Below are 19,440 nucleotides of genomic sequence, written 5' to 3' on the forward strand. Positions count from 1 at the left end.
ATCATCGATCCACGGATCTCCTGATCACCGATCTCCTGTAGGAGCGAGGCTTGCCCGCGAAGCTTTTGGCGGCCTCAAGGTCCCCTTCGCGGGCAAGCCTCGCTCCTACAGGGTGCAAGACGCAAGATTTTCATTCTGCCAAATATGGATTCCAACGATGGACCTGACCCCACGCGAAAAAGACAAGCTGTTGATCTTCACCGCCGGCCTCGTCGCCGAGCGGCGTTTGGCTCGCGGCGTAAAACTCAATTACCCGGAAGCCATGGCCTACATCTCCGCAGCATTGCTCGAAGGCGCCCGTGACGGTCGCACCGTGGCCGAGTTGATGCACTTCGGCACCACCCTGCTGAGCCGCGAACAAGTGATGGAAGGCATCCCGGAAATGATCCCGGAGATCCAGGTCGAAGCGACGTTCCCCGACGGGACCAAACTGGTCACCGTCCACCAACCGATCGCCTGAGGCCGTGCCATGACTTATCTCATTCGCGATGCACTGCATGCCGATCTGCCGGCGATCCGCGACATCTACAACGACGCGGTGCTCAACACCACCGCGATCTGGAACGAACAGGCCGTGGACCTGGGCAACCGCCAGGCGTGGTTCAGCGCCCGGCAATCCCAGGGTTATCCGATCCTGGTGATCGTCGACGGTGATAACACGGTGCTGGGCTACGCTTCATTTGGTGACTGGCGGCCGTTCGACGGCTTTCGCCACACCGTCGAGCACTCGGTCTACGTGCGCAGCGACCAGCGTGGCAACGGCCTCGGCCCGCAATTGATGGTCGAGCTGATCGAACGCGCCAAGGGCTGCGACAAACACGTGATGGTCGCCGCCATCGAAAGCGGCAATGCCGCCTCAATTCGTCTGCATGAACGCGCCGGTTTCATCATCACCGGGCAAATGCCCCAGGTGGGCACCAAGTTCGGTCGCTGGCTGGACCTGACGTTCATGCAGCTGACCCTCAATCCTGGCGCGGAGCCGCCGCTCGCCAACAAGGAGTAACACCGATGAACGCCGCCCAACTGCGCCGCGTGAATGTTGAAAGCTTTGCGCACTATCGCCAGGGTTTGATCGATTTGCTGCTGGATGCCGTGGGTTACGGCGCCAGCGTCGGTTTCATGGCCGACCTTGATGCGACGCAGGCCCGAGCCTACTTTGATGATGTCCAGGCCAACCTGAACCAGGGCAACGTGCTGTTGTGGGTGGTGGTCAAGGACGAGCAAGTGCAAGCCAGTGTGCAACTGACCCTGTGCCAGAAAGCCAATGGCCTGAACCGCGCTGAAGTGCAGAAACTGCTGGTGCGTGAACACGCCCGTCGCCGCGGTCTGGGCCAGCAATTGATGAGCGCCCTGGAACTCGCCGCCCGTCAGCACAAGCGCGGCATGCTCTACCTCGACACCGAGGCCGGCTCACCCGCCGAAGACTTCTACAAAGCGTTGGGTTACACCCGCGCCGGCGAGATCCCCGACTACGCCTGCGACCCGGCCGGCAACTACCGGCCGACTGCCCTCTACTACAAGATTCTGCAAGGAGTGAATGGATGATTCCCGGTGAATACCAGATCCAGCCCGGCGACATCGAACTCAACGTCGGCCGCCGCACGATTAGCCTGAAAGTGGCCAACAGTGGCGACCGGCCGATCCAGGTCGGCTCCCATTACCATTTTTTCGAAACCAACGACGCCCTCACCTTCGACCGCGCCGCCAGCCGCGGCATGCGCTTGAACATCCCGGCTGGCACCGCCGTGCGCTTTGAGCCGGGGCAGAGTCGGGAAGTCGAGCTTGTCGAGCTAGTGGGGTTGCGCCGGGTCTTTGGGTTTGCGGGAAGAATCATGGGCGACTTATAGATCGACTTCAGCAGCAAGTAACAAGCTTCAAGCTGCAAGAAAGAGCAGTTTGCGGCCCCCCTATCCGCTTTTACTTGAGGCTTGCAGCTAGAAGCTTGCAACTCAATTACGAGGAACGATCAATTAATGCGGTGTCTGCAATGGCCCCATCGCGGGCAAGCCTTGCTCCTACAGGGGATCGCGGTCACCCGTAGGAGCAAAGCTTGCTCGCGATAGCGAGCTACGCGAGCGGTCTCAAATCCAATTGAATCCCAAGGCAAGCCCATGAAAATCTCAAGACAAGCCTACGCCGATATGTTCGGCCCCACCGTCGGCGATAAGGTGCGCCTGGCCGACACCGAGTTGTGGATCGAGGTGGAAAAAGACTTCACCACCTACGGCGAAGAAGTGAAATTCGGCGGCGGCAAAGTCATCCGCGATGGTCAGGGCCAGAGCCAATTGCTCGCGGCCGAAGTGGTCGACACGGTGATCACCAATGCCCTGATCATCGATCACTGGGGCATCGTCAAAGCCGACGTCGGCCTCAAGGACGGGCGCATCGCTGGCATCGGCAAGGCCGGCAACCCGGACGTGCAACCGAACGTGACCATCGCCATCGGCGCCAGCACCGAAGTCATTGCGGGTGAAGGCATGATCCTCACCGCCGGCGGCATCGACACCCATATTCACTTCATCTGCCCGCAGCAGATCGAAGAAGCGCTGATGAGCGGCGTGACCACCATGATCGGCGGCGGCACCGGCCCGGCCACCGGCACCAATGCCACGACTTGCACCTCCGGGCCGTGGCATCTGGCGCGCATGCTTCAGGCAGCGGATGCGTTCCCGATGAACATCGGCCTCACCGGCAAAGGCAACGCCAGCCTGCCGGAGCCGTTGATCGAGCAGGTCAAGGCCGGCGCCATCGGCCTCAAGTTGCACGAAGACTGGGGCACCACCCCGGCGAGCATCGACAACTGCCTGAGCGTGGCCGACCAGTACGACGTGCAGGTGGCGATCCACACCGACACCCTCAACGAATCCGGCTTCGTCGAAACCACCCTCGCCGCCTTCAAGGGCCGCACCATCCACACCTACCACACCGAAGGCGCGGGCGGCGGCCATGCCCCGGACATCATCAAGGCTTGCGGGTTTGCCAACGTGCTGCCGAGTTCAACCAACCCGACCCGGCCGTTCACCCGCAACACCATCGACGAACACCTCGACATGCTGATGGTCTGCCATCACCTGGACCCGAGCATTGCCGAAGACGTGGCCTTCGCTGAAAGCCGCATCCGCCGCGAGACGATTGCCGCCGAAGACATCCTTCACGACCTCGGCGCGTTCTCGATGATCAGCTCCGACAGCCAGGCCATGGGCCGCGTTGGCGAAGTCATCACCCGCACCTGGCAGACCGCCGACAAGATGAAAAAACAGCGCGGCCCGCTGCCTCAGGACGGTGAAGGCAACGACAACTTCCGCGCCAAACGCTACATCGCCAAATACACCATCAACCCGGCGATCACCCATGGCATCAGCCATGAAGTGGGCTCGATTGAAGTGGGTAAATGGGCTGACCTGGTGCTGTGGCGCCCGGCATTCTTCGGTGTGAAACCGACATTGATCCTCAAGGGCGGCGCCATTGCAGCGAGCCTGATGGGTGACGCCAACGCCTCAATCCCAACCCCGCAACCGGTGCACTACCGTCCGATGTTCGCCAGCTACGGTGGCTCGCTGCACGCCACCAGCCTGACCTTTATCAGCCAGGCTGCCCAGGACGCCGGGTTGCCCGAGGCATTGGGTCTGAAGAAGAAAATCGCCGTGGTCAAAGGTTGTCGCGAAGTGCAGAAAACCGACCTGATCCACAACGACTACCTGCCGAACATCGACGTCGATCCACAGACCTATCAGGTCAAGGCCGACGGTGTGCTGCTGTGGTGCGAACCGGCAGAAACCCTGCCGATGGCCCAGCGTTACTTCCTGTTCTGACACCCCGCAAACACCATAGTGGGAGCGGGCTTGCTCGCGAAGGCGGCGGCACATTCAACATCGCGGTGACTGGCCCACCGCTTTCGCGAGCAAGCTCTGCTCCTACAGGGTTTTTCGTCGTTCACACGTTCCACGCACACCACAGATCCACTGTGGGAGCGAGCCTGCTCGCGAAGGCGCCAGCACATTCAATATCTCTGTGACTGGCCCACCGCTTTCGCGAGCAAGCTCTGCTCCTACAGGGTTTTTCGTCGTTCATACGTTCCACGCACACCACAGATCCACTGTGGGAGCGGGCTTGCTCGCGAAGGCGGCGGCACATTCAACATCGCGGTGACTGGCCCACCGCTTTCGCGAGCAAGCTCTGCTCCTACAGGGTTTTTCGTCGTTCACACGTTCCACGCACACCACAGATCCACTGTGGGAGCGGGCTTGCTCGCGAAGGCGGCGGCACAGTCAACATCGCGGTGACTGGCCCACCGCTTTCGCGAGCAAGCTTTGCTCCTACAGGGTTTTTCGTCGTTCACACGTTCCACGCACACCACAGATCCATTGTGGGAGCGGGCTTGCTCGCGAAGACGGCGGCACATTCAACATCGCGGTGACTGGCCCACCGCTTTCGCGAGCAAGCTCTGCTCCTACAGGGTTTTTCGTCGTTCACACGTTCCACGCACACCACAGATCCATTGTGGGAGCGGGCTTGCTCGCGAAGGCGCCAGCACATTCAATATCTCTGTGACTGGCCCACCGCTTTCGCGAGCAAGCTCTGCTCCTACAGGGTTTTGCGGCGTTATCAGGACTCGACGTTAACCGTGAACGGCATCTCTACGCGCTGCACTTTGGCCCGATCCATCGCTTGCTGGGTCAGCGTGTTACGCAACTGGTTGATCTGCTCTTCAATCTCCGCCAGTTCTGCGACGTAATCCGTATCGGTCATGATCACTCCCGGGGCGATGGCGCTTTCGGGCTTGCCGAGTTCGAAGGCCAGCACGCGCAACTCCTCTTTCAGCTTCGCCTTGGCGGCCGGCGGCAGGCCCAGATCTTCTGCCCGTTCATCCAGCGCGACCTTGAACGCGATGGTGTGGTTATAGCGTTGGTGCAACGCCCTGAAATCGCGACGATTGGCCGCTTCGATGTAGTCTTTCCAGAACGGCACGCCGTTGATTGAATCACGCAGCAGATCACCCTGTTCCAGCGCGATCACCGCGTCGCAGGCATCATCGATCATCTTCGGCGTCACCCCCGCCATATTGCGAAACAACATGGACCGTGCCTGCCACGGCAGGTCAAGGCGATCAGCCAGTTCGACCAGGAAAGCCAGGTGCACCTCCAGTACATCGATGGTGCCCTCGACATCGCCATCGTCATTGACCACACGTATTTGCTCTGCGGCCTCGAGCCTTTCGCTGATGTGCCGACGGGCAATGGTGTTGACGCGGTCGATGCGCGATTGCCCCTTGGCCAGTTCAACCAGTTCCGCCTCCATCAGACCCGGATTGCCCAGCGACTTGGCTTCATGCACAAGCACCTGCATGCCCAATTCGTTGAACGCCTGGATAGCGCCGTCGCGGCAGTTGGTCGGGACCGTGGCTTCAGCGAACAGTGATTCGCGCAAGGCGCTGTTCTCGTGCATGGCCTTGAGCATGCGCCAGACTTTGTCACTCAGGTCGGCCCGGTAGACCGAGGTGCGCTTGAAATCCGAAGTTTCGGTCAGGTCCCGGAGCAAAGAGAAGAAGGACTCGGAGCCGAATTCATCTTCCAATTCATCCCAAATGGGCTGTAGCAGGCGCCATTGTTCATCGATCATGCCCTGGGCCCAATGAACGCTGTCCACAGTGCCCAGGGGCGGGTGCAGGCGATCAGGGTCCAGCCCTACCGACTCGGTGTACCCCCTGATTCGCAGAATGGCAGCGTCTGTCATCGGTGGTTGGCGGCGGGTCAGGTGCGTGCGGGCCAGCAACTCGGCCTCGGCCGAACCCGGTGCCACTTGCGGCACCTCACTGATCGGGTTGTTGCGCAGATCCAGATAAATATTGCGCGGGCGCGGTTGGCTGAAAAGCCCCCGCGGCCAAGTTTCGATCTGGGTATTTTCCAGGATCAGTACATGCAGGTCGCGCATCCGCGTGATATCGGGCACCAGGCCCAAGGGATTGCCCGCCAGCGATAAAGATCGCAGGCGACTCAGTGACCGCAGCCGCGCAACCGATTCCGGCATCAGTGCAATGTGGTTGCCACTCAATGCCAGATCGGTGAGGTACGGCATATCGGTGAGTTGCGCCGGCAGCTCGGTCAACAGGTTGTTCGACAGATCGAGCATGCGCAGTCGACGAAATTGCAAAAAGCGCATCTGGCCACTGAACACATTAGTTGCGCGCATGCTCAGTCGGGTGACGTGGTCGAAATTGGCCTCAAGCATGGGGAAATCCGCGAGGTGCTGATCCAGAGGCAGGCGATCAAGCACAAGTGCTTGCGGATTGGCCAGGCCCGGCACCTCGACACCCCGCGGCCCGGTGCGCTGCCAGCAGCGGCGCAGCAGCGTGCAGAACTGATCCCGCGCCTGCCATTGCGCCACGCCGGTGGGGGTTAGCCGCAAGGCTCCGGTGCGGCCGTCACGCCATTGTCGCAGGGCCCGGCACAAACCACTGAACTCGCGCTCAAGCCCGCTGACGTAGCCTTCCATATCGAGGTTGCGTCGAAAAAGAACCTCCAGCAATTGGTCGACATCGACGGTTTCGAAGCCTGGATACAGGCTGCGAACGCGCAGGCGCAAATTTTCTTCTTCAGGGAAGTAGCGGTAGAGCGGCATACCGCCGGGCAGTTTCATGGTCTGTGGGTCATACGCCGGTTGGCGTACTGGCGCGTTCTCCAGGACGGCTGAAAACGGCGCTCGCCCCAACGGTTGTCGCTGCACCCGGGCCTTGAGCTGCGCCCCTTGCGAGATCTCGAAACCCAGGGCCCGGCGCTCTTGATCGGGCAAGGCGTGCAGGATCGATGCGTAGAAATCATCGGCGCCCTGCAGGTGCTGGTCGAGCGCATCCCGCGTTTCAAACCGGCCGTCGTCAGTCACCACCAACACTTTGCGGATCGCTGCCGTCTCGGGGCCGACGCTGTCACGCAATGCGCCGTTGAACGACAGTTCGCGAACTTCGATTCGTACGCTGGCGGACCAGCCTGGCAGCGCGGCCATGCTGTGCAACGCCAGCCGTTCGCTGTCCGCGTTGGCCAACGCGTCCAGATAAAGCCCTTCGTAGGCGCGGGCCACGCGCAGTTCATGCAGTGCGTGGCGGATCTGTGTTTTCAGGCGTAAAGGCAGTCGCCCCTTCTGTTCAATGAACTGCAAATCCTCAAGGTTTGCCTGCTCCAGCAGTTGTTGCGCCAGAGGCTGCGGCAACGATGGGAAATCACGCTGCATCAACAACTGACGCGCATCCTGGGTCACGTCGCCCGCCCGGTACAGCGAGTCGCACAAACGCCCGACTTGACCTTCGGCACGCCTCGACAGCTGCCCGTGCAACGCCTGCAGGCGTTCGGCGCGCACCGAAGACACCTGCCGCCCCAGCAGTGCCTCGACCTCGTCTTCGCGCAACGCACCAAGCACACGCTCCGCCAGCTTGCCGTCGCGCAGCTGTGCACGGCTGACCTTGATGGTCTTTGCGTCAATAGCCTCAGCGTTACCGTACTTGATCGAGGAGCCTGACTCACCGTCGAACAGCTCCAGCGCCCTGGACTCGGGCCAACCCGGCAACTCGGCGACCAGCGTCGGCAGAAACCCTTGCAGCGATTCGGGGACGCGGTTGGCGAGAATCTGCCGGCCCAATGGCTCGACCTCGGCAAACGCCTTGAACCGGTTGAGTGTGTCGGTCAGCATCCCCGGCGGACGCTCGTGTTCGACGTGCATCCGGCGCAACTGCGCAGGGTCGATACCGCTGACGGTGCGGATCTGCGCCTGGTGCTCGACGGAAAACCCTTCCATCGAATGACCAAGGCGTGTCCATACCTTGTCCTCGTCCCAGGTCAGCGGCGTTTCCAGTTCGCTGACCCAGGCGCCGGCGCCATTGTGCGACAGCTCAGGCTGATAGGCCGTGCTGCGGCCGGGATGTTTGATACGGTACTGGCCGGTCAGCAGGTCTTCTTTGACGTCGTAGAGTTTGTCCTCCAAGGCCAGGACCGGGCGCCCTTCGTGGCGATGCAAACCCAGCGCATCGGGCCGGGTGTTATCAGGCAACAGCGAGCGGCGCTCGTAGGGTTTCAGGTCAGGGTTCCACAGGCTGCTGGTGCCGCCCGGCAATTCGACCACTTTCAGGTTATCGACAAAGGTCGAACTTTTTATCGGCGTCGCCATACCGGAAGGCAACACATGCCCGGCCCCCATCATCGCCAGTTGGGCGCCGTTGATCAGCACCGAACAGAGGTGCCCCGCCGCCTCCTCTCGATCGCCTTTGCTCCAGTCTTCGACGCCTTCGGCCAGCTCGTCGAGCAACTGCGCGACCATGATCGCCAGCATGGCTTCACCCAGGCCCGGCAACAGCATCGCGGTGAAGTTGAACAGGTTCCAGGCAATATCGAGATAGCCAGTCAGGCGCTTCCAGCGGCTTTGTGCATCTTCATCGCCGGTCGGTACGGCGATTTTGCGGGCATCGGCAATCGCCTTGTCCCGACGTTCGTTGTACAGGGTGCTCCACAGGTTGGCGCTAATGACGTTGGTGATCGGCGCAGGGTTCGGGTTCTCAACAGCGGTCTCGCGCCACCAAGGGCCCATATCCAGGGGGTCACGCTGTTGCCAGGTGAAGGTCTTGAGTCGTTCGTTGACCCGGCTGAAGAAAACACCTTTGTCCTGCTGTGCGACAAAACGACTGAAGAATTGCTGGTAATCGGTGCACCGCAATTGGCTGATCAGGGTTTTCATGAAGTCGGTGAACGAGTCGTACTCCCTGAGTGGGTGATCGGGATCATCCGGGATATAGGCGATGACGCGGCCCACCAAACGACTTTGCTGATAGTTGTCTTTATTGCGCGCCAACGCCTCGGATAATCCTTTGGGCCCGTTGGCGAAAAACGCCTTGAGCAGTTTGAATCGCTCAAGGTCCTGGTGCGGCAGGAACGGCAGGGCTTGGGACCCGTCCAACACCATCTTCAGCAGCGGCGTGGTCATTCCATCCACGGTTTTCTTGGCCCAGCCTGGCTCGCCCACGGCACTGAACAGGGTGATGCCATGGAGCCGCAATCCCATCAGCGACAGACGGTGAGTCTGCAAGGGCAACCCGTAGAAGGTCTTGCCCGGCACGCCATCATGCACTTGCAGCAACTTATCGTAGCCGTAGGTAGTGATCTCGCCCTTGAGCAGCGCGATCATGGCTGCCTGTTTGAACGCTTCCTTATCGCGGGCCACCGTTTCCTGTTGCAACGCTACCCGGACAGTGGCCGCCGCCGGGGACAGCACACCCTTGATGTGGGTCTGGTATTGCGCGCCCAGGTCCAGGGTCCGGCACAGGCTCACAAACTGTTCGACGGTCATCGAATGCCGCAAGGGCGAACCATCGTCATCCTGGGTAAACACCCCGGAGCCGTCACTGAATGCCCCGGCCTCGGCCTCGGCGGCTTCGAAATTATGCAACGCGGCATCCAGCAGGGTCATTTGCTTGAAATGATCGGCGCCCCGGTCGATGCCGAAGAGGATTCTGCTTGGCACATACAACCGCAGTTCGGCGACCCGAACATCCAGTTCAACGCCCAACTGATCCTTCAAAGCCTTGGTCAACAGCGGTTCGGCAAACGTCTTGATGCCCTGCAGCTCACGGGTCAGGTCATCGACATTGCGTTGGAACAACCAGCGTCGGCCGGACAACTCCCTGAGTTCGTTGCGATCGATTTTCCGCGCCTTCACGTACCACTCGGGAAACAGGCTTATCGGGGTCTGGCTCGCAAGGATCCGGTCATGCGGCAGCATGGGCTCGGCTTGCAGGATCTTTTTTCGGATGAGGTCGACGTGAACGTCGGGTTTTTTGATCTCAGCAATGTCATTCGTGCGGTTAGCGGTTTGTTCCTGTGAGTCAGTCATGTGGCAACAACCATCCATGATTATTGGAAGAATCAGACTAACCAACAAAAAACCCGAAAAAAAATCAAAAACCTGCGGCGATCCGACTCAAAAACACGCAAAAGCCGCAGGTATTGAAATGCCGAAAATAGATAGATACCACCCACTGGCGGCGCGCAGGTGCATTGCAGTTGGACGGTGTGTATCCGCTGGCGAAACCGCTAAGATGCGTTTTACTTTCCTGCTCATGCTGGAGGTTATGGTTCATGCGTTTAAACGAGTTCATTGTGCTGGAAGTCGAGCGCATCGTCGCCGAATGGGAGCAGTTTGCCCGGGAACTCACCGCCACAGAGAGCCTGGACCGCGAGACCCTGCGCGACCACGCCCGATCGATCCTGCTGGCCGCCGCGCGGGACATGACCACCGCCCAGACCGCCCATGAGCAAGCCGCCAAGGCCAAGGGCGACGGCCCGGAGAAAACCCCCAGCCTGGATCAGGCCGCCGCCAGTCATGGCGAGCTACGGCACAACGTCGGGTTTGACCTGGTGCAGATGACCTCCGAGTTCCGTCATTTGCGCGCCTGTGTGATTCGGTTGTGGGTCAACAGTTTGAAGACCCCGGACCTGGATTATTTTCAGGACATGATCCGTTTCAACGAAGCCATCGACGAAGCCCTGGCCGAATCGACGGCGGCCTATGCCGATCAGGTCAATCATTCGCGGGACATTTTCCTCGCCATCCTCGGCCATGACCTGCGCGCGCCGTTGCAAGCGGTGAGCATGTCCACCGAGATGCTGATGCGCAAAACCCATCTTGAAGGCGATGCCCTGGCCTGTGCGCACCACATCAAGCGCGGCACCCGACACATGGCGGCGATGGTCAGCGATTTGCTGGAGCTGGTGCGCAGTCGCCTGGGCAAGAGCCTGCCCATCGAACCGAAACCGATGGACCTGGCGGATGCCGCACACGAAGCGATTGCCCAGGCCTGCGCCGGCAATCCCGAATGCGATCCGACCATCACCGTGCAGGGCGATACGCGCGGCACTTGGGATGCCGGGCGAATCAGTCAACTGCTGCAAAACCTGATCGGCAATGCGTTGCAGCATGGCTCGAACAAGCGCGATGTCAGGGTGGTGCTCAGCGGCGAGGTCGAAACCGTGCGCCTGACGGTGCATAACTATGGCGTGCCGATCCCGGAAGACGCGATCACCACGATCTTCGATCCTCTGGTGCGCAGCGCCGATGAAGAACTCGGGCAGCCGTCGACCAGCCTTGGTTTGGGCTTGTTTATCGTCAAGGAAGTGGTGAATGCCCATCGGGGAACGATCGAGGTCAGTTCCAACGAGGCGGATGGGACGTTGTTTACGGTGGTGTTGCCGCGCAAGGTTTAAGCCTGCTGTGGCGAGGGGGCTTGCCCCCGTTCGGCCGCGAGCGGTCGTAAATCCTGCGAATGCGATGTGTCTGATGAGTTGGGTTGTCTGGTTTTAGGGCTGCTGCGCAGCCCAACGGGGGCAAGCCCCCTCGCCACAGGTTCAGTGTTTACAGCTACTCAACCACCAACCGCCCTAACCGCTGCTTGAGCATCCGGTTCTCGGCCCGCAATTGCTGCACTTCTTCCAGCAAGTCCAGCGCCAACGCAACGCCTTCCCACTCCAGCTCCAGGTCGCGCCGCAGCTTGGCGGCGCGCTTGGCCAGTGCCAGTTCGTAATCGTTGAAAAGCCAATCCTTGGGCGCGGAGCCCTGAGGTTCGAGGATGCCGTGTTCGACGATTTCGATCACGTAGACGTCCGACAGGTCGGTCGCCTCACAGAATTCTGCCATGTCCAGTTGAACGATCAGGGGACTGCTCATTGTCAGTAGCTCCAGGGTTCTAGCGGATCAAAAATTTTCCCGTGGATCAAAAGCGGCTTTCTTCGCCAGTTCCTGCCACAACGCCTTGGTTTCATCATCCAAGACTTTAGGCATCACAGCCTTGAGTTGCACGAACAGGAAGCCCCGTTCGCCCTTTTTGTTCATCAAACCGTGGCCCTTGGCGCGCATGCGCTGGCCGTTCTGGCTGCCGGCCGGGACCTTGAGGTTGATCTTGCCGGTCAGGGTCGGCACGGCCACTTCCGCGCCCAACGCCAGTTCCCACGGCGCCAGCGGCAAGGTGATGATCAGGTTTTCGCCTTCAACATCGAATTTAGGGTGCGGTGCGAAGCGGATGATCAGGAACAAGTCGCCATTGGCGCCACCGCCGACGCCCGGAGCCCCTTGGCCCTTGAGGCGGATACGCTCGCCGTCAGCCACACCGGCCGGGATTTTCACGTTCAGGCTTTTAGGCGTGTTGCTCACATGCTGACCAGCCGCGTTGTATTGCGGCACCTGGAAGGTGACCTTCTTCGATTCGTTCGAGAGGGTTTCTTCCAGAAAAATCCCAAGTTCCATTTCCACGTCTTGCCCTCGACGTCCGGCACTGCGACGCGACTCTCCACCACCAAAACCAGGCCCACGGTTGCCGAAGATCGAACTGAAGAAGTCCGAGAAATCGCCCGTGTCCTGACCACCACCGAAACCGCCGCCTGCGCCACGTCCCTGCCAGCCCGGCGGGCCCTGGAACGGTTGGCCGTGCTGGCCGTATTTGCGCAGATCGTCGTATTCGGCGCGCTTGTCCGCACTTTTCAGCGCTTCATAGGCTTCCGAGGCGTCTTTGAACTTGGCCTCGGCGTCCTTTTCCTTGCTGACGTCGGGGTGGTATTTGCGGGCCAGCTTGCGATAGGCGGCTTTAATCGTCTTATCGTCCGCGGTCGGTTCCACACCGAGAATCTTGTAATAGTCTTTGAAGTCCATCTAAGGATCACCATCCGTTATCAAAATCGCGCCGCTACCCCGGCAGCATGCGCTCATTGGCAGCCACTAGGTTGACCGATCTCAAGGTTGTGACCGGGCAGCGCATCAGAAGTTTATCGGCAGCGGACAGCGGTTCTTGCGACCGCCAAATGGCTGCCAGGGTCGATGCAGACAAGTTTGGGGCATCGGGCCAGCTTATCAAGGCGCTATTCGTGATGATTTAGCGGATAGTCGGCCTTCGAATCTTCGCCGCACTGGCATACACTGCGCGGCCGTTTTTTAACCGGAACTCGAAAGACATGAAAAACGCATCCCCAGCCCGTGCCTGTGGTATCGACTTCGGCACGTCCAACTCCACCGTCGGTTGGCTGCGCCCCGGCATGGAAACGCTGATCGCGCTGGAGGACGACAAGATCACCCTGCCCTCGGTGGTCTTCTTCAACATCGAAGAACGCCGCCCGGTGTATGGCCGGTTGGCGCTGCACGAGTACCTGGAAGGCTACGAAGGCCGGCTGATGCGCTCGCTCAAGAGCCTGCTGGGTTCCAAGCTGATCAAGCACGACACCAGCGTCCTTGGCACAGCGATGCCGTTCAAGGACCTGCTGGGGCTGTTTATCGGCCAGTTGAAGAAGCGCGCCGAAGCGGCCGCCGGTCGCGAGTTCGAAGAAGTGGTGCTGGGTCGCCCGGTGTTTTTCGTCGATGACGATGAGCTGGCGGACCAGGAAGCGGAAAACACCCTGGTGGACGTGGCCCGCGCCATCGGCTTCAAGGACGTGTCGTTCCAATACGAGCCGATTGCCGCGGCGTTCGACTACGAGTCGACCATCGAAAAAGAAGAGTTGGTATTGATCGTCGACATCGGCGGTGGTACCTCCGACTTCTCGCTGGTGCGCCTGTCCCCTGAGCGGCGCATGCACGACAACCGCCATGACGACATCCTCGCCACCGGCGGTGTGCACATCGGCGGGACCGATTTCGACAAGCAACTGAGCCTGCAAGGCCTGATGCCGCTGTTCGGCTACGGCAGCCGCATGAAGAGCGGCGCCTACATGCCCACCAGCCACCACATGAACCTGGCGACCTGGCACACCATCAACTCGGTGTACTCGCAAAAGTCGACCCTGGCCCTGGGCAGCATGCGCTACGACATCGAAGACACCGGCGGCATTGATCGCCTGTTCAAGCTGATCGACCAGCGCGCCGGCCACTGGCTGGCCATGGAAGTGGAAGAAACCAAGATCCAGCTGACCCACGCCGACAGCCGCCACGTACCGCTGGACCGCATCGAGCCGGGCCTGAGCGTGGAACTGACCCGCGCCCTGTTCGAATCCGCCATCGACAACCTGCTGGAGCGCGTGCGCAACAGCGTCACGCAGTTGCTGAACGATGCCAACGTGCGAGTTGATCAGGTCGATACGGTGTTCTTCACCGGCGGTTCCAGCGGCATCCCGGCACTACGCAACAGCGTCTCGGCGATGCTGCCGAACGCGCGGCATGTGGAAGGGAACATCTTTGGCAGCATCGGCAGCGGGTTGGCGATCGAGGCGATGAAGCGTTACGGCTCGATGGACTGATCCAAAACCGCGTCGCACCCTTCGCGGGCAAGCCTCGCTCCTACAGGACCACTGATCGTTCCCACGCTCTGCGTGGGAATGCAGCCCGGGACGCTCCGCGTCCCATTCGAGAGCTGGAACGCGGAGCGTCCCTTGAGGCATTCCCACGCGGAGCGTGGGAACGATCATCAAAACCGAGGCGCGCCCTTCGCGGGCAAGCCTCGCTCCCACAGGATCACGGTATTCAGTGGGAGCGGTGGGCCCGTCAGGCCTGAAGCAACTCATCGGCCCGCCCCGACATCCAGTCTAAGCTGTACTGCCCGACAACCTGCCGGAACTCTTGGCCACTTTTTACAAAGAGCGTCGTCGGCGCTGACTGGATATCGAATTTCTTTTCGGTCGATCCCGCCGTATCCAGCTCTTTGCGCACTACTTTGATTCTGCCGTCATACGCAGCAGCTAGCTGGTCGATGACGGTACTCATTCTTGCACTGGCCTTGACGCCGCTGGCGAACTCGACAATGACAGGTAAGGCAGATTGCAGAACCTCAGCGTCGAAATTCCCATCATTCACGGTAGACACACTCATCACATTTCCCCTGAATTCGATTTGAACACGAGGTGAATTCCTCGCATTCAAAGCTAATCAGCCCGAAGAAACCGCGTCTACTGTCAGAAATAACAGGTGTCAGCCAGCGTTACACTTCATCAAGCCTCAAGCGGCGTCGCTCTTACTTAAGGCTTGCAGCTTGAAACTTACGGCCGCTTCTAAACCATCCCCACCAACTTCAACTCGCTCTTCAGATACGCGTAATAAATCGGCCCCGCCACTACCCCCGGCAGGCCGAACGCGGCCTCGAACACCAGCATTGCCAGCAGCAACTCCCACGACTTGGCACTGATCTGCCCGCCGACGATGCGCGCGTTGAGGAAGTATTCGAGCTTGTGGATAAAAATCAGGTAACCCAGCGCCGCCACGGCGACCCAGATCGACAGGGACAGGCCGACGATGGTGATCAGGGTGTTCGACATGAGGTTGCCGATCACCGGCAGCAGGCCGAGCAGGAAGGTCAGCACGATCAGGGTTTTGGTCAGCGGCAGTTTGATGCCGAACATCGGCAGGATCAGCGCGAGGAAGATCGCGGTGAAGAAGGTGTTGAGCAGGGAAATCTTGATCTGCGCAAACACGATGTTGCGAAACGCCTGGACCAGCAGGTGCAAGCGGTCGAACAGCGCGGCGGCCAGTGGCTTGCGCTTGGTCACGTCCGGGGCACGCTGCAAGGCGATAATCGCGCCCAGCACCATGCCGATCAGCAGCGTCACGAACATGTGCGCCGCGTCCTTGCCCACCAGTTGCAAGTCGCTGAGGTGTTTGCTCATCCACTCGCCGATGGCCACGCGGAATTCGGCGGCGCTGGCCGGCAGGTAGGCATCAATAAATGGCGGCAGTTGCCCGCGGGCGCGATCGACCACGTGCATGAATTTGTCGAGGGAAGCGCCGGGGTTTTCCGCTTCGTGCAGCAAGAAGCTGATAGCACCGGCAAAGATCAACGCCAGCACACTGACCACCAACGTGCCCAGTAACGCCACCGCCAGCCAGCGGGCGCGGCGACCTTCGATCAGCCGCTGTAATTGCGGCGTGAGCATGTTGACCAGTTCGAATACCAACAGCCCGGCCAGCAGGCTGGGCAGCAGGCGCAGCGGGATGACCAGCAGCAATCCACCGAAGATGATGACCCAACTGATTAACAGCAAGACGTGACGTTGAGAAAACGTTGGCATACAGCCTCAAAACGAACGGCGTAAAAGGATGGGCAGTCTGCCAGCGATCCGGGGCCAGCACTAGGGATTGTGTAGGTCGACCTTGGTCGGGGGACTGACGGCTTTTTTCTGTGAACTTTAGGGCCCCATCGCGAGCAAGCTCGCTCCCACAATGGATCTGTGTTCGCAAGACAAATGTGGGAGCGAGCTTGCTCGCGATGGAGCAATCACAGCCCCCACATTCCTCGAATCAATACCTACTTTTTCTTCAGGCAATCACTCATAAAGGTTTTGCGCGCATCCCCCGTGAGGGCTTTGGTTTTGGCGTCGGCGTTGCAGGTTTTCATTTTCTCTTGCTGCGGGGTCAGAACTTTCGCGTCATTGGCCGCCGGGGCAGCTTTGAGGCATGTGCTCATGAATGTCTTGCGCTCATCGCCCTTGAGGCTTTTCGCGGTAGCGTCGGCATTGCAGGTGGTCATTTTGTTCTGTTGGGCCGTGGCGGCGAAGCCCTGGGAGCAGAGCAGCAAGCCGATCATCAACAAAGGGACACGCAACATCTTCATGGAGTTTTCTCCTTGTTACCGCACCGATGGATGCGGCCTCGTCCTGAAGTGTAGACAAACCCCGTAACACCTTCACCTTGTCTCAAGATGACTGCGTCGATACTGCTCCGGCGTGCACCCGGCCTGGCGCGCAAACATCGCGATAAACGCCGAGCCGGTGCTGTAGCCCATGTCGAAGGCGATTTCCTGGATGCTGCGCGGACTGTCCAGCGCTTCGATGGCGGCGAGAAAGCGCAGGCGCAAGCGCCATTCGCCGAAACTCATGCCCAATTCCCGCACGAACTGCCGGGCCAGGGTGCGCTCGCTGACGTGAATCTGCGCCGCCCAATCTGCCAATGGCCGGTTATCCCCCGGCTCGACCTGCAAGGCCTCGAGTATCCCGAGCAGCCCCGGACTGCTGGCATAGGGCAGATAACAGGCGTGTTCGGGCGCTTGTTGCAGTTGATCCACCAGCACCTGGGCCAGGCGCACGTCGGTGTCCTGCTCGGGAATCTTCACGTCCCGGGCAGCGAAGTCTTTGAGGATCGCTTTGAGAATGTCGCTGATGGCCAGGGTGCAAGCCTGCTGCGGCAAGTCCCGGCACAGCGACGGCGCCAGGCACACCGCGCGGTAGTTGATCGGCTGGTTGCTGTAGAAGCTGTGCTCGGTGTCCGGCGGCACCCACACCGCATACTGCGGCGGCGACATGAAGCGGCTGTTGCCGATCTCCATGTGCAACACGCCGTTGGCCGAATACTCCAGCGTGCCCCACGGGTGGCGGTGGGCCGCGGCGTATTCGTGGGTGTCGAAGTCGGCGTAGCGGAAGTACACCGGGGCCGGGAGTTCGCTGAAATCCAGCAGATCGATGTGTTTACTGCTCATGCTGTCCGTCATCAAGGGCCGATTGTCTGGATCGGAGTATAGGCTTGCATCCAGACAAGCGGATAATTGCGCCTCATCAACGTTCTGGTTTCTCTCCCATGCAATATGCGTTTCCCCTGCTGGCCATTTTTATCTGGGCCGGCAATACCGTGATCACCAAGATGTCGGCCGGCGCGATTTTCCCCGCCGAGATCGGTTTCTATCGCTGGCTGCTCGCCGGGATTTTGTTCACGCCGTTCATGCTTAAACCGGTGATCGCCCACTGGCCGATGATCCGCCCGAACCTGGGCAAGATTTTCATCCTCGGCGTGCTCGGCATGGCGGTTTATCAGAGCCTGGCCTACTTCGCCGCAAGCCTGACCACGGCCACCAACATGGGCATCATCCTGTCGTTGATGCCGCTGATGTCCCTGGCGATGGCGATTATCAGCCTCGGCCAACGCCTGACTGCCGGTGCGCTGGCCGGTGCGGTGCTGTCCTTCGCCGGTGTTTTGGTGGTGGTGTCGTCCGGCAGCCTCGGCGCATTGCTGGAACAGGGGGTGAACCTGGGCGACGCGATGATGCTGATCGCGACCCTGGCCTATGCGATCTACAGCACGCTGCTGAAGAAATGGCAGTTGCGCCTGCCGCCGTTGGTGTTGCTGTATATGCAAGTGTGGGTGGCGGTGGCTGTGCTGTTTCCGCTGTTTGCGGTTTCAGCGAAAACCGGCCTGACCCAGCAGAACATTCCGCTGGTGCTCTACGCCTGCCTGCTGGCCTCGATGATTGCGCCGCTGGCGTGGATGCAAGCCGTGGTGCGCCTGGGGCCGAGCCGGACCACGCTGTTTTTCAATCTGCTGCCGGTGATTACCGCGTTGATTGCGGCGGTGGTGCTGCATGAGCAGTTGGCGATGTATCACCTGGTGGGCGGGATGTTGACGTTGGGTGGGGTGATTCTTTCGGAGCGTTGGACCACGGTGCTGGGCCGTAAAATCGTCGTCGTTTGATCTATCGCCATCGCGGGCAAGCCTTGCTCCTACAAAGGATCGACGTGAACCTGTAGGAGCAAGGCTTGCCCGCGATGAACGATGACGCGGGCTAAACCCCGGCGGCTTTCAACCGCGCCGCATGCTCGGTAAACAACCGCACCGGCTCCGCGCCCTTCCCCACCAGCCCCAGCGATTGGTTGACGATATCGAAGTGATCCATCGGGTATTCATCGCCAATCACCGTCCCCAAGTGCGAGCTGTAACGCCCGACCATCCCGTCGCAATGCCCCTTTTCCCGCACGAAGGTCGTGGCGAATAACCGGCAAAACCGATTGGTCCCGTCGAACAAATTGCCGCCGCGATCAGTCTTGCCGGGCTGTAAAGTCCCGGACCAGGAGTAATAACGCACACCGTTGACCTCCTCCGGCCCCTGCCCGCCCCAGGTTTCAGGCAAACCCTGTGGATATTGCTGGTTGAACAGCGCCACGCCTGCGCTGGTCAAGGATTCATGGGACGCATGGATATCCACCGGCAATTTCGGCCCGCGGTAGCCGGTTTCCATCAGGCTCATCAACGCGCCAATGATTCGCAGCAAAACCGCGAGCAAACGTCCCTTGGCACTGTCTGCCGGATAGTGTTTGTGCAGGTAATCCGCCAGTTCCGAACCATGATTGGGCCCGGCCACTGAAGTGACCGACGCCACCCGATCCGGGCGTTTGGCAGCGGCATAACGGGCGGTCAACGAGCCCTGGCTGTGGCCGATCAGGTTGACCTTCTCGGCACCGGTTTCCCGCAGGATCTCATCAATGCGCGCCAGCAACTGCTCACCACGCACTTCGGTGGAATTGAGCGGCGACACCTGCACCGCGAACACCACCGCCCCGCCCCGGCGCAATGCCGAGATGATCCCGTACCAGTAGGGATAAAGCAGCAAGCGGATAAACCCGAGCATTCCCGGGACCAGCACCAACGGGTAACGCGTGGCGGAACCTTGCGACATGGGCGGACATCCTTGTGATCTGTGGGGTGACGCAAGGCGGGATGCAAGACATCAGC

At 60.3% G+C, this 19,440-nt stretch carries 16 protein-coding genes; 8 read left to right on the plus strand and 8 right to left on the minus strand.

Translation table 11 applies throughout. The annotated features are described in order from the left end of the window. Positions 1-157: 157 nt before the first annotated feature. The 5 genes from ureA to ureC all read left to right on the plus strand — a co-directional run bounded on the left by ureA (position 158) and on the right by ureC (position 3,812). The gene (ureA, locus tag BK667_RS29670) at positions 158-460 is read left to right on the plus strand and encodes an urease subunit gamma (RefSeq protein ID WP_033055605.1); all 303 of its coding nucleotides are present in this window, start codon (positions 158-160) and stop codon (positions 458-460) included. A 9-nt stretch (positions 461-469) separates the two neighbouring features. Beyond that, entirely contained in the window at positions 470-1,003 is a 534-nt protein-coding gene (locus BK667_RS29675) for a GNAT family N-acetyltransferase (protein WP_123599710.1), read from the plus strand. Between the two features lie 5 nt (positions 1,004-1,008). Beyond that, positions 1,009-1,545: a GNAT family N-acetyltransferase gene (locus BK667_RS29680; protein ID WP_123599711.1), complete on the plus strand. Its 537-nt coding sequence runs from the start codon at positions 1,009-1,011 to the stop codon at positions 1,543-1,545. Next, positions 1,542-1,847 (plus strand): urease subunit beta, encoded by a 306-nt coding sequence (locus BK667_RS29685; protein ID WP_123514005.1) that lies wholly within the window; start codon positions 1,542-1,544, stop codon positions 1,845-1,847. Before BK667_RS29680 ends, BK667_RS29685 begins: the two co-directional genes overlap by 4 nt. A 264-nt stretch (positions 1,848-2,111) precedes the next feature. Continuing rightward, positions 2,112-3,812 carry an urease subunit alpha gene (gene ureC, locus BK667_RS29690; protein WP_123599712.1) on the plus strand — a complete coding sequence of 567 codons (1,701 nt, stop codon included), beginning with the start codon at positions 2,112-2,114 and terminating at the stop codon, positions 3,810-3,812. A 793-nt stretch (positions 3,813-4,605) separates the two neighbouring features. Here the strand turns inward: ureC and BK667_RS29695 are convergent. Beyond that, complete coding sequence (locus BK667_RS29695; RefSeq protein WP_185058292.1) at positions 4,606-9,870, minus strand: NEL-type E3 ubiquitin ligase domain-containing protein; 5,265 nt, start codon at positions 9,868-9,870, stop codon at positions 4,606-4,608. A 245-nt stretch (positions 9,871-10,115) separates the two neighbouring features. Between BK667_RS29695 and BK667_RS29700 the strand changes: the two genes are divergently transcribed. Beyond that, entirely contained in the window at positions 10,116-11,240 is a 1,125-nt protein-coding gene (locus BK667_RS29700) for a sensor histidine kinase (protein ID WP_123599714.1), read from the plus strand. Positions 11,241-11,394: 154 nt separating this feature from the next. On the opposite strand, the gene BK667_RS29705 is transcribed toward BK667_RS29700, so the two are convergent. Beyond that, entirely contained in the window at positions 11,395-11,700 is a 306-nt protein-coding gene (locus BK667_RS29705) for a chaperone modulator CbpM (protein ID WP_123513998.1), read from the minus strand. A 27-nt stretch (positions 11,701-11,727) separates the two neighbouring features. Next, the gene (locus BK667_RS29710; protein ID WP_123513996.1) at positions 11,728-12,678 is read right to left on the minus strand and encodes a DnaJ C-terminal domain-containing protein; all 951 of its coding nucleotides are present in this window, start codon (positions 12,676-12,678) and stop codon (positions 11,728-11,730) included. A 299-nt stretch (positions 12,679-12,977) separates the two neighbouring features. Between BK667_RS29710 and BK667_RS29715 the strand changes: the two genes are divergently transcribed. Next, positions 12,978-14,252, plus strand: a complete 1,275-nt coding sequence (locus BK667_RS29715) for an Hsp70 family protein (RefSeq protein ID WP_054044063.1) — start codon at positions 12,978-12,980, stop codon at positions 14,250-14,252. 244 nt (positions 14,253-14,496) lie between these two features. Here the strand turns inward: BK667_RS29715 and BK667_RS29725 are convergent, their stop codons facing one another. From BK667_RS29725 to BK667_RS29740, 4 genes are all read right to left on the minus strand, one after another. Continuing rightward, positions 14,497-14,820: a thioredoxin family protein gene (locus BK667_RS29725; RefSeq protein WP_123599716.1), complete on the minus strand. Its 324-nt coding sequence runs from the start codon at positions 14,818-14,820 to the stop codon at positions 14,497-14,499. A 179-nt stretch (positions 14,821-14,999) separates the two neighbouring features. Continuing rightward, entirely contained in the window at positions 15,000-16,013 is a 1,014-nt protein-coding gene (locus BK667_RS29730) for an AI-2E family transporter (RefSeq protein ID WP_123513990.1), read from the minus strand. A 236-nt stretch (positions 16,014-16,249) separates the two neighbouring features. Then, the gene (locus BK667_RS29735) at positions 16,250-16,555 is read right to left on the minus strand and encodes a PsiF family protein (protein ID WP_003221193.1); all 306 of its coding nucleotides are present in this window, start codon (positions 16,553-16,555) and stop codon (positions 16,250-16,252) included. 72 nt (positions 16,556-16,627) lie between these two features. Continuing rightward, the gene (locus BK667_RS29740) at positions 16,628-17,416 is read right to left on the minus strand and encodes an AraC family transcriptional regulator (protein ID WP_185058293.1); all 789 of its coding nucleotides are present in this window, start codon (positions 17,414-17,416) and stop codon (positions 16,628-16,630) included. 98 nt (positions 17,417-17,514) lie between these two features. Between BK667_RS29740 and BK667_RS29745 the strand changes: the two genes are divergently transcribed. Further along, the gene (locus tag BK667_RS29745) at positions 17,515-18,402 is read left to right on the plus strand and encodes a DMT family transporter (RefSeq protein ID WP_123599717.1); all 888 of its coding nucleotides are present in this window, start codon (positions 17,515-17,517) and stop codon (positions 18,400-18,402) included. 91 nt (positions 18,403-18,493) lie between these two features. On the opposite strand, the gene BK667_RS29750 is transcribed toward BK667_RS29745, so the two are convergent. Next, positions 18,494-19,384, minus strand: a complete 891-nt coding sequence (locus BK667_RS29750; RefSeq protein WP_123599718.1) for an esterase/lipase family protein — start codon at positions 19,382-19,384, stop codon at positions 18,494-18,496. Between the last annotated feature and the right edge of the window lie 56 nt (positions 19,385-19,440).

This window comes from Pseudomonas frederiksbergensis (assembly GCF_003732705.1).
Taxonomy (GTDB): domain Bacteria; phylum Pseudomonadota; class Gammaproteobacteria; order Pseudomonadales; family Pseudomonadaceae; genus Aquipseudomonas; species Aquipseudomonas frederiksbergensis_F.

What these genes read in the sequence shown, in the direction of transcription:
- ureA (WP_033055605.1), top strand. Translation starts at nt 158, where the DNA reads ATGGACCTGACCCCACGCGAAAAAGACAAGCTGTTGATCTTCACCGCC.
- BK667_RS29675 (WP_123599710.1), top strand. Translation starts at nt 470, where the DNA reads ATGACTTATCTCATTCGCGATGCACTGCATGCCGATCTGCCGGCGATC.
- BK667_RS29680 (WP_123599711.1), top strand. Translation starts at nt 1,009, where the DNA reads ATGAACGCCGCCCAACTGCGCCGCGTGAATGTTGAAAGCTTTGCGCAC.
- BK667_RS29685 (WP_123514005.1), top strand. Translation starts at nt 1,542, where the DNA reads ATGATTCCCGGTGAATACCAGATCCAGCCCGGCGACATCGAACTCAAC.
- ureC (WP_123599712.1), top strand. Translation starts at nt 2,112, where the DNA reads ATGAAAATCTCAAGACAAGCCTACGCCGATATGTTCGGCCCCACCGTC.
- BK667_RS29695 (WP_185058292.1), bottom strand. Translation starts at nt 9,870, where the DNA reads ATGACTGACTCACAGGAACAAACCGCTAACCGCACGAATGACATTGCT.
- BK667_RS29700 (WP_123599714.1), top strand. Translation starts at nt 10,116, where the DNA reads ATGCGTTTAAACGAGTTCATTGTGCTGGAAGTCGAGCGCATCGTCGCC.
- BK667_RS29705 (WP_123513998.1), bottom strand. Translation starts at nt 11,700, where the DNA reads ATGAGCAGTCCCCTGATCGTTCAACTGGACATGGCAGAATTCTGTGAG.
- BK667_RS29710 (WP_123513996.1), bottom strand. Translation starts at nt 12,678, where the DNA reads ATGGACTTCAAAGACTATTACAAGATTCTCGGTGTGGAACCGACCGCG.
- BK667_RS29715 (WP_054044063.1), top strand. Translation starts at nt 12,978, where the DNA reads ATGAAAAACGCATCCCCAGCCCGTGCCTGTGGTATCGACTTCGGCACG.
- BK667_RS29725 (WP_123599716.1), bottom strand. Translation starts at nt 14,820, where the DNA reads ATGAGTGTGTCTACCGTGAATGATGGGAATTTCGACGCTGAGGTTCTG.
- BK667_RS29730 (WP_123513990.1), bottom strand. Translation starts at nt 16,013, where the DNA reads ATGCCAACGTTTTCTCAACGTCACGTCTTGCTGTTAATCAGTTGGGTC.
- BK667_RS29735 (WP_003221193.1), bottom strand. Translation starts at nt 16,555, where the DNA reads ATGAAGATGTTGCGTGTCCCTTTGTTGATGATCGGCTTGCTGCTCTGC.
- BK667_RS29740 (WP_185058293.1), bottom strand. Translation starts at nt 17,416, where the DNA reads ATGAGCAGTAAACACATCGATCTGCTGGATTTCAGCGAACTCCCGGCC.
- BK667_RS29745 (WP_123599717.1), top strand. Translation starts at nt 17,515, where the DNA reads ATGCAATATGCGTTTCCCCTGCTGGCCATTTTTATCTGGGCCGGCAAT.
- BK667_RS29750 (WP_123599718.1), bottom strand. Translation starts at nt 19,384, where the DNA reads ATGTCGCAAGGTTCCGCCACGCGTTACCCGTTGGTGCTGGTCCCGGGA.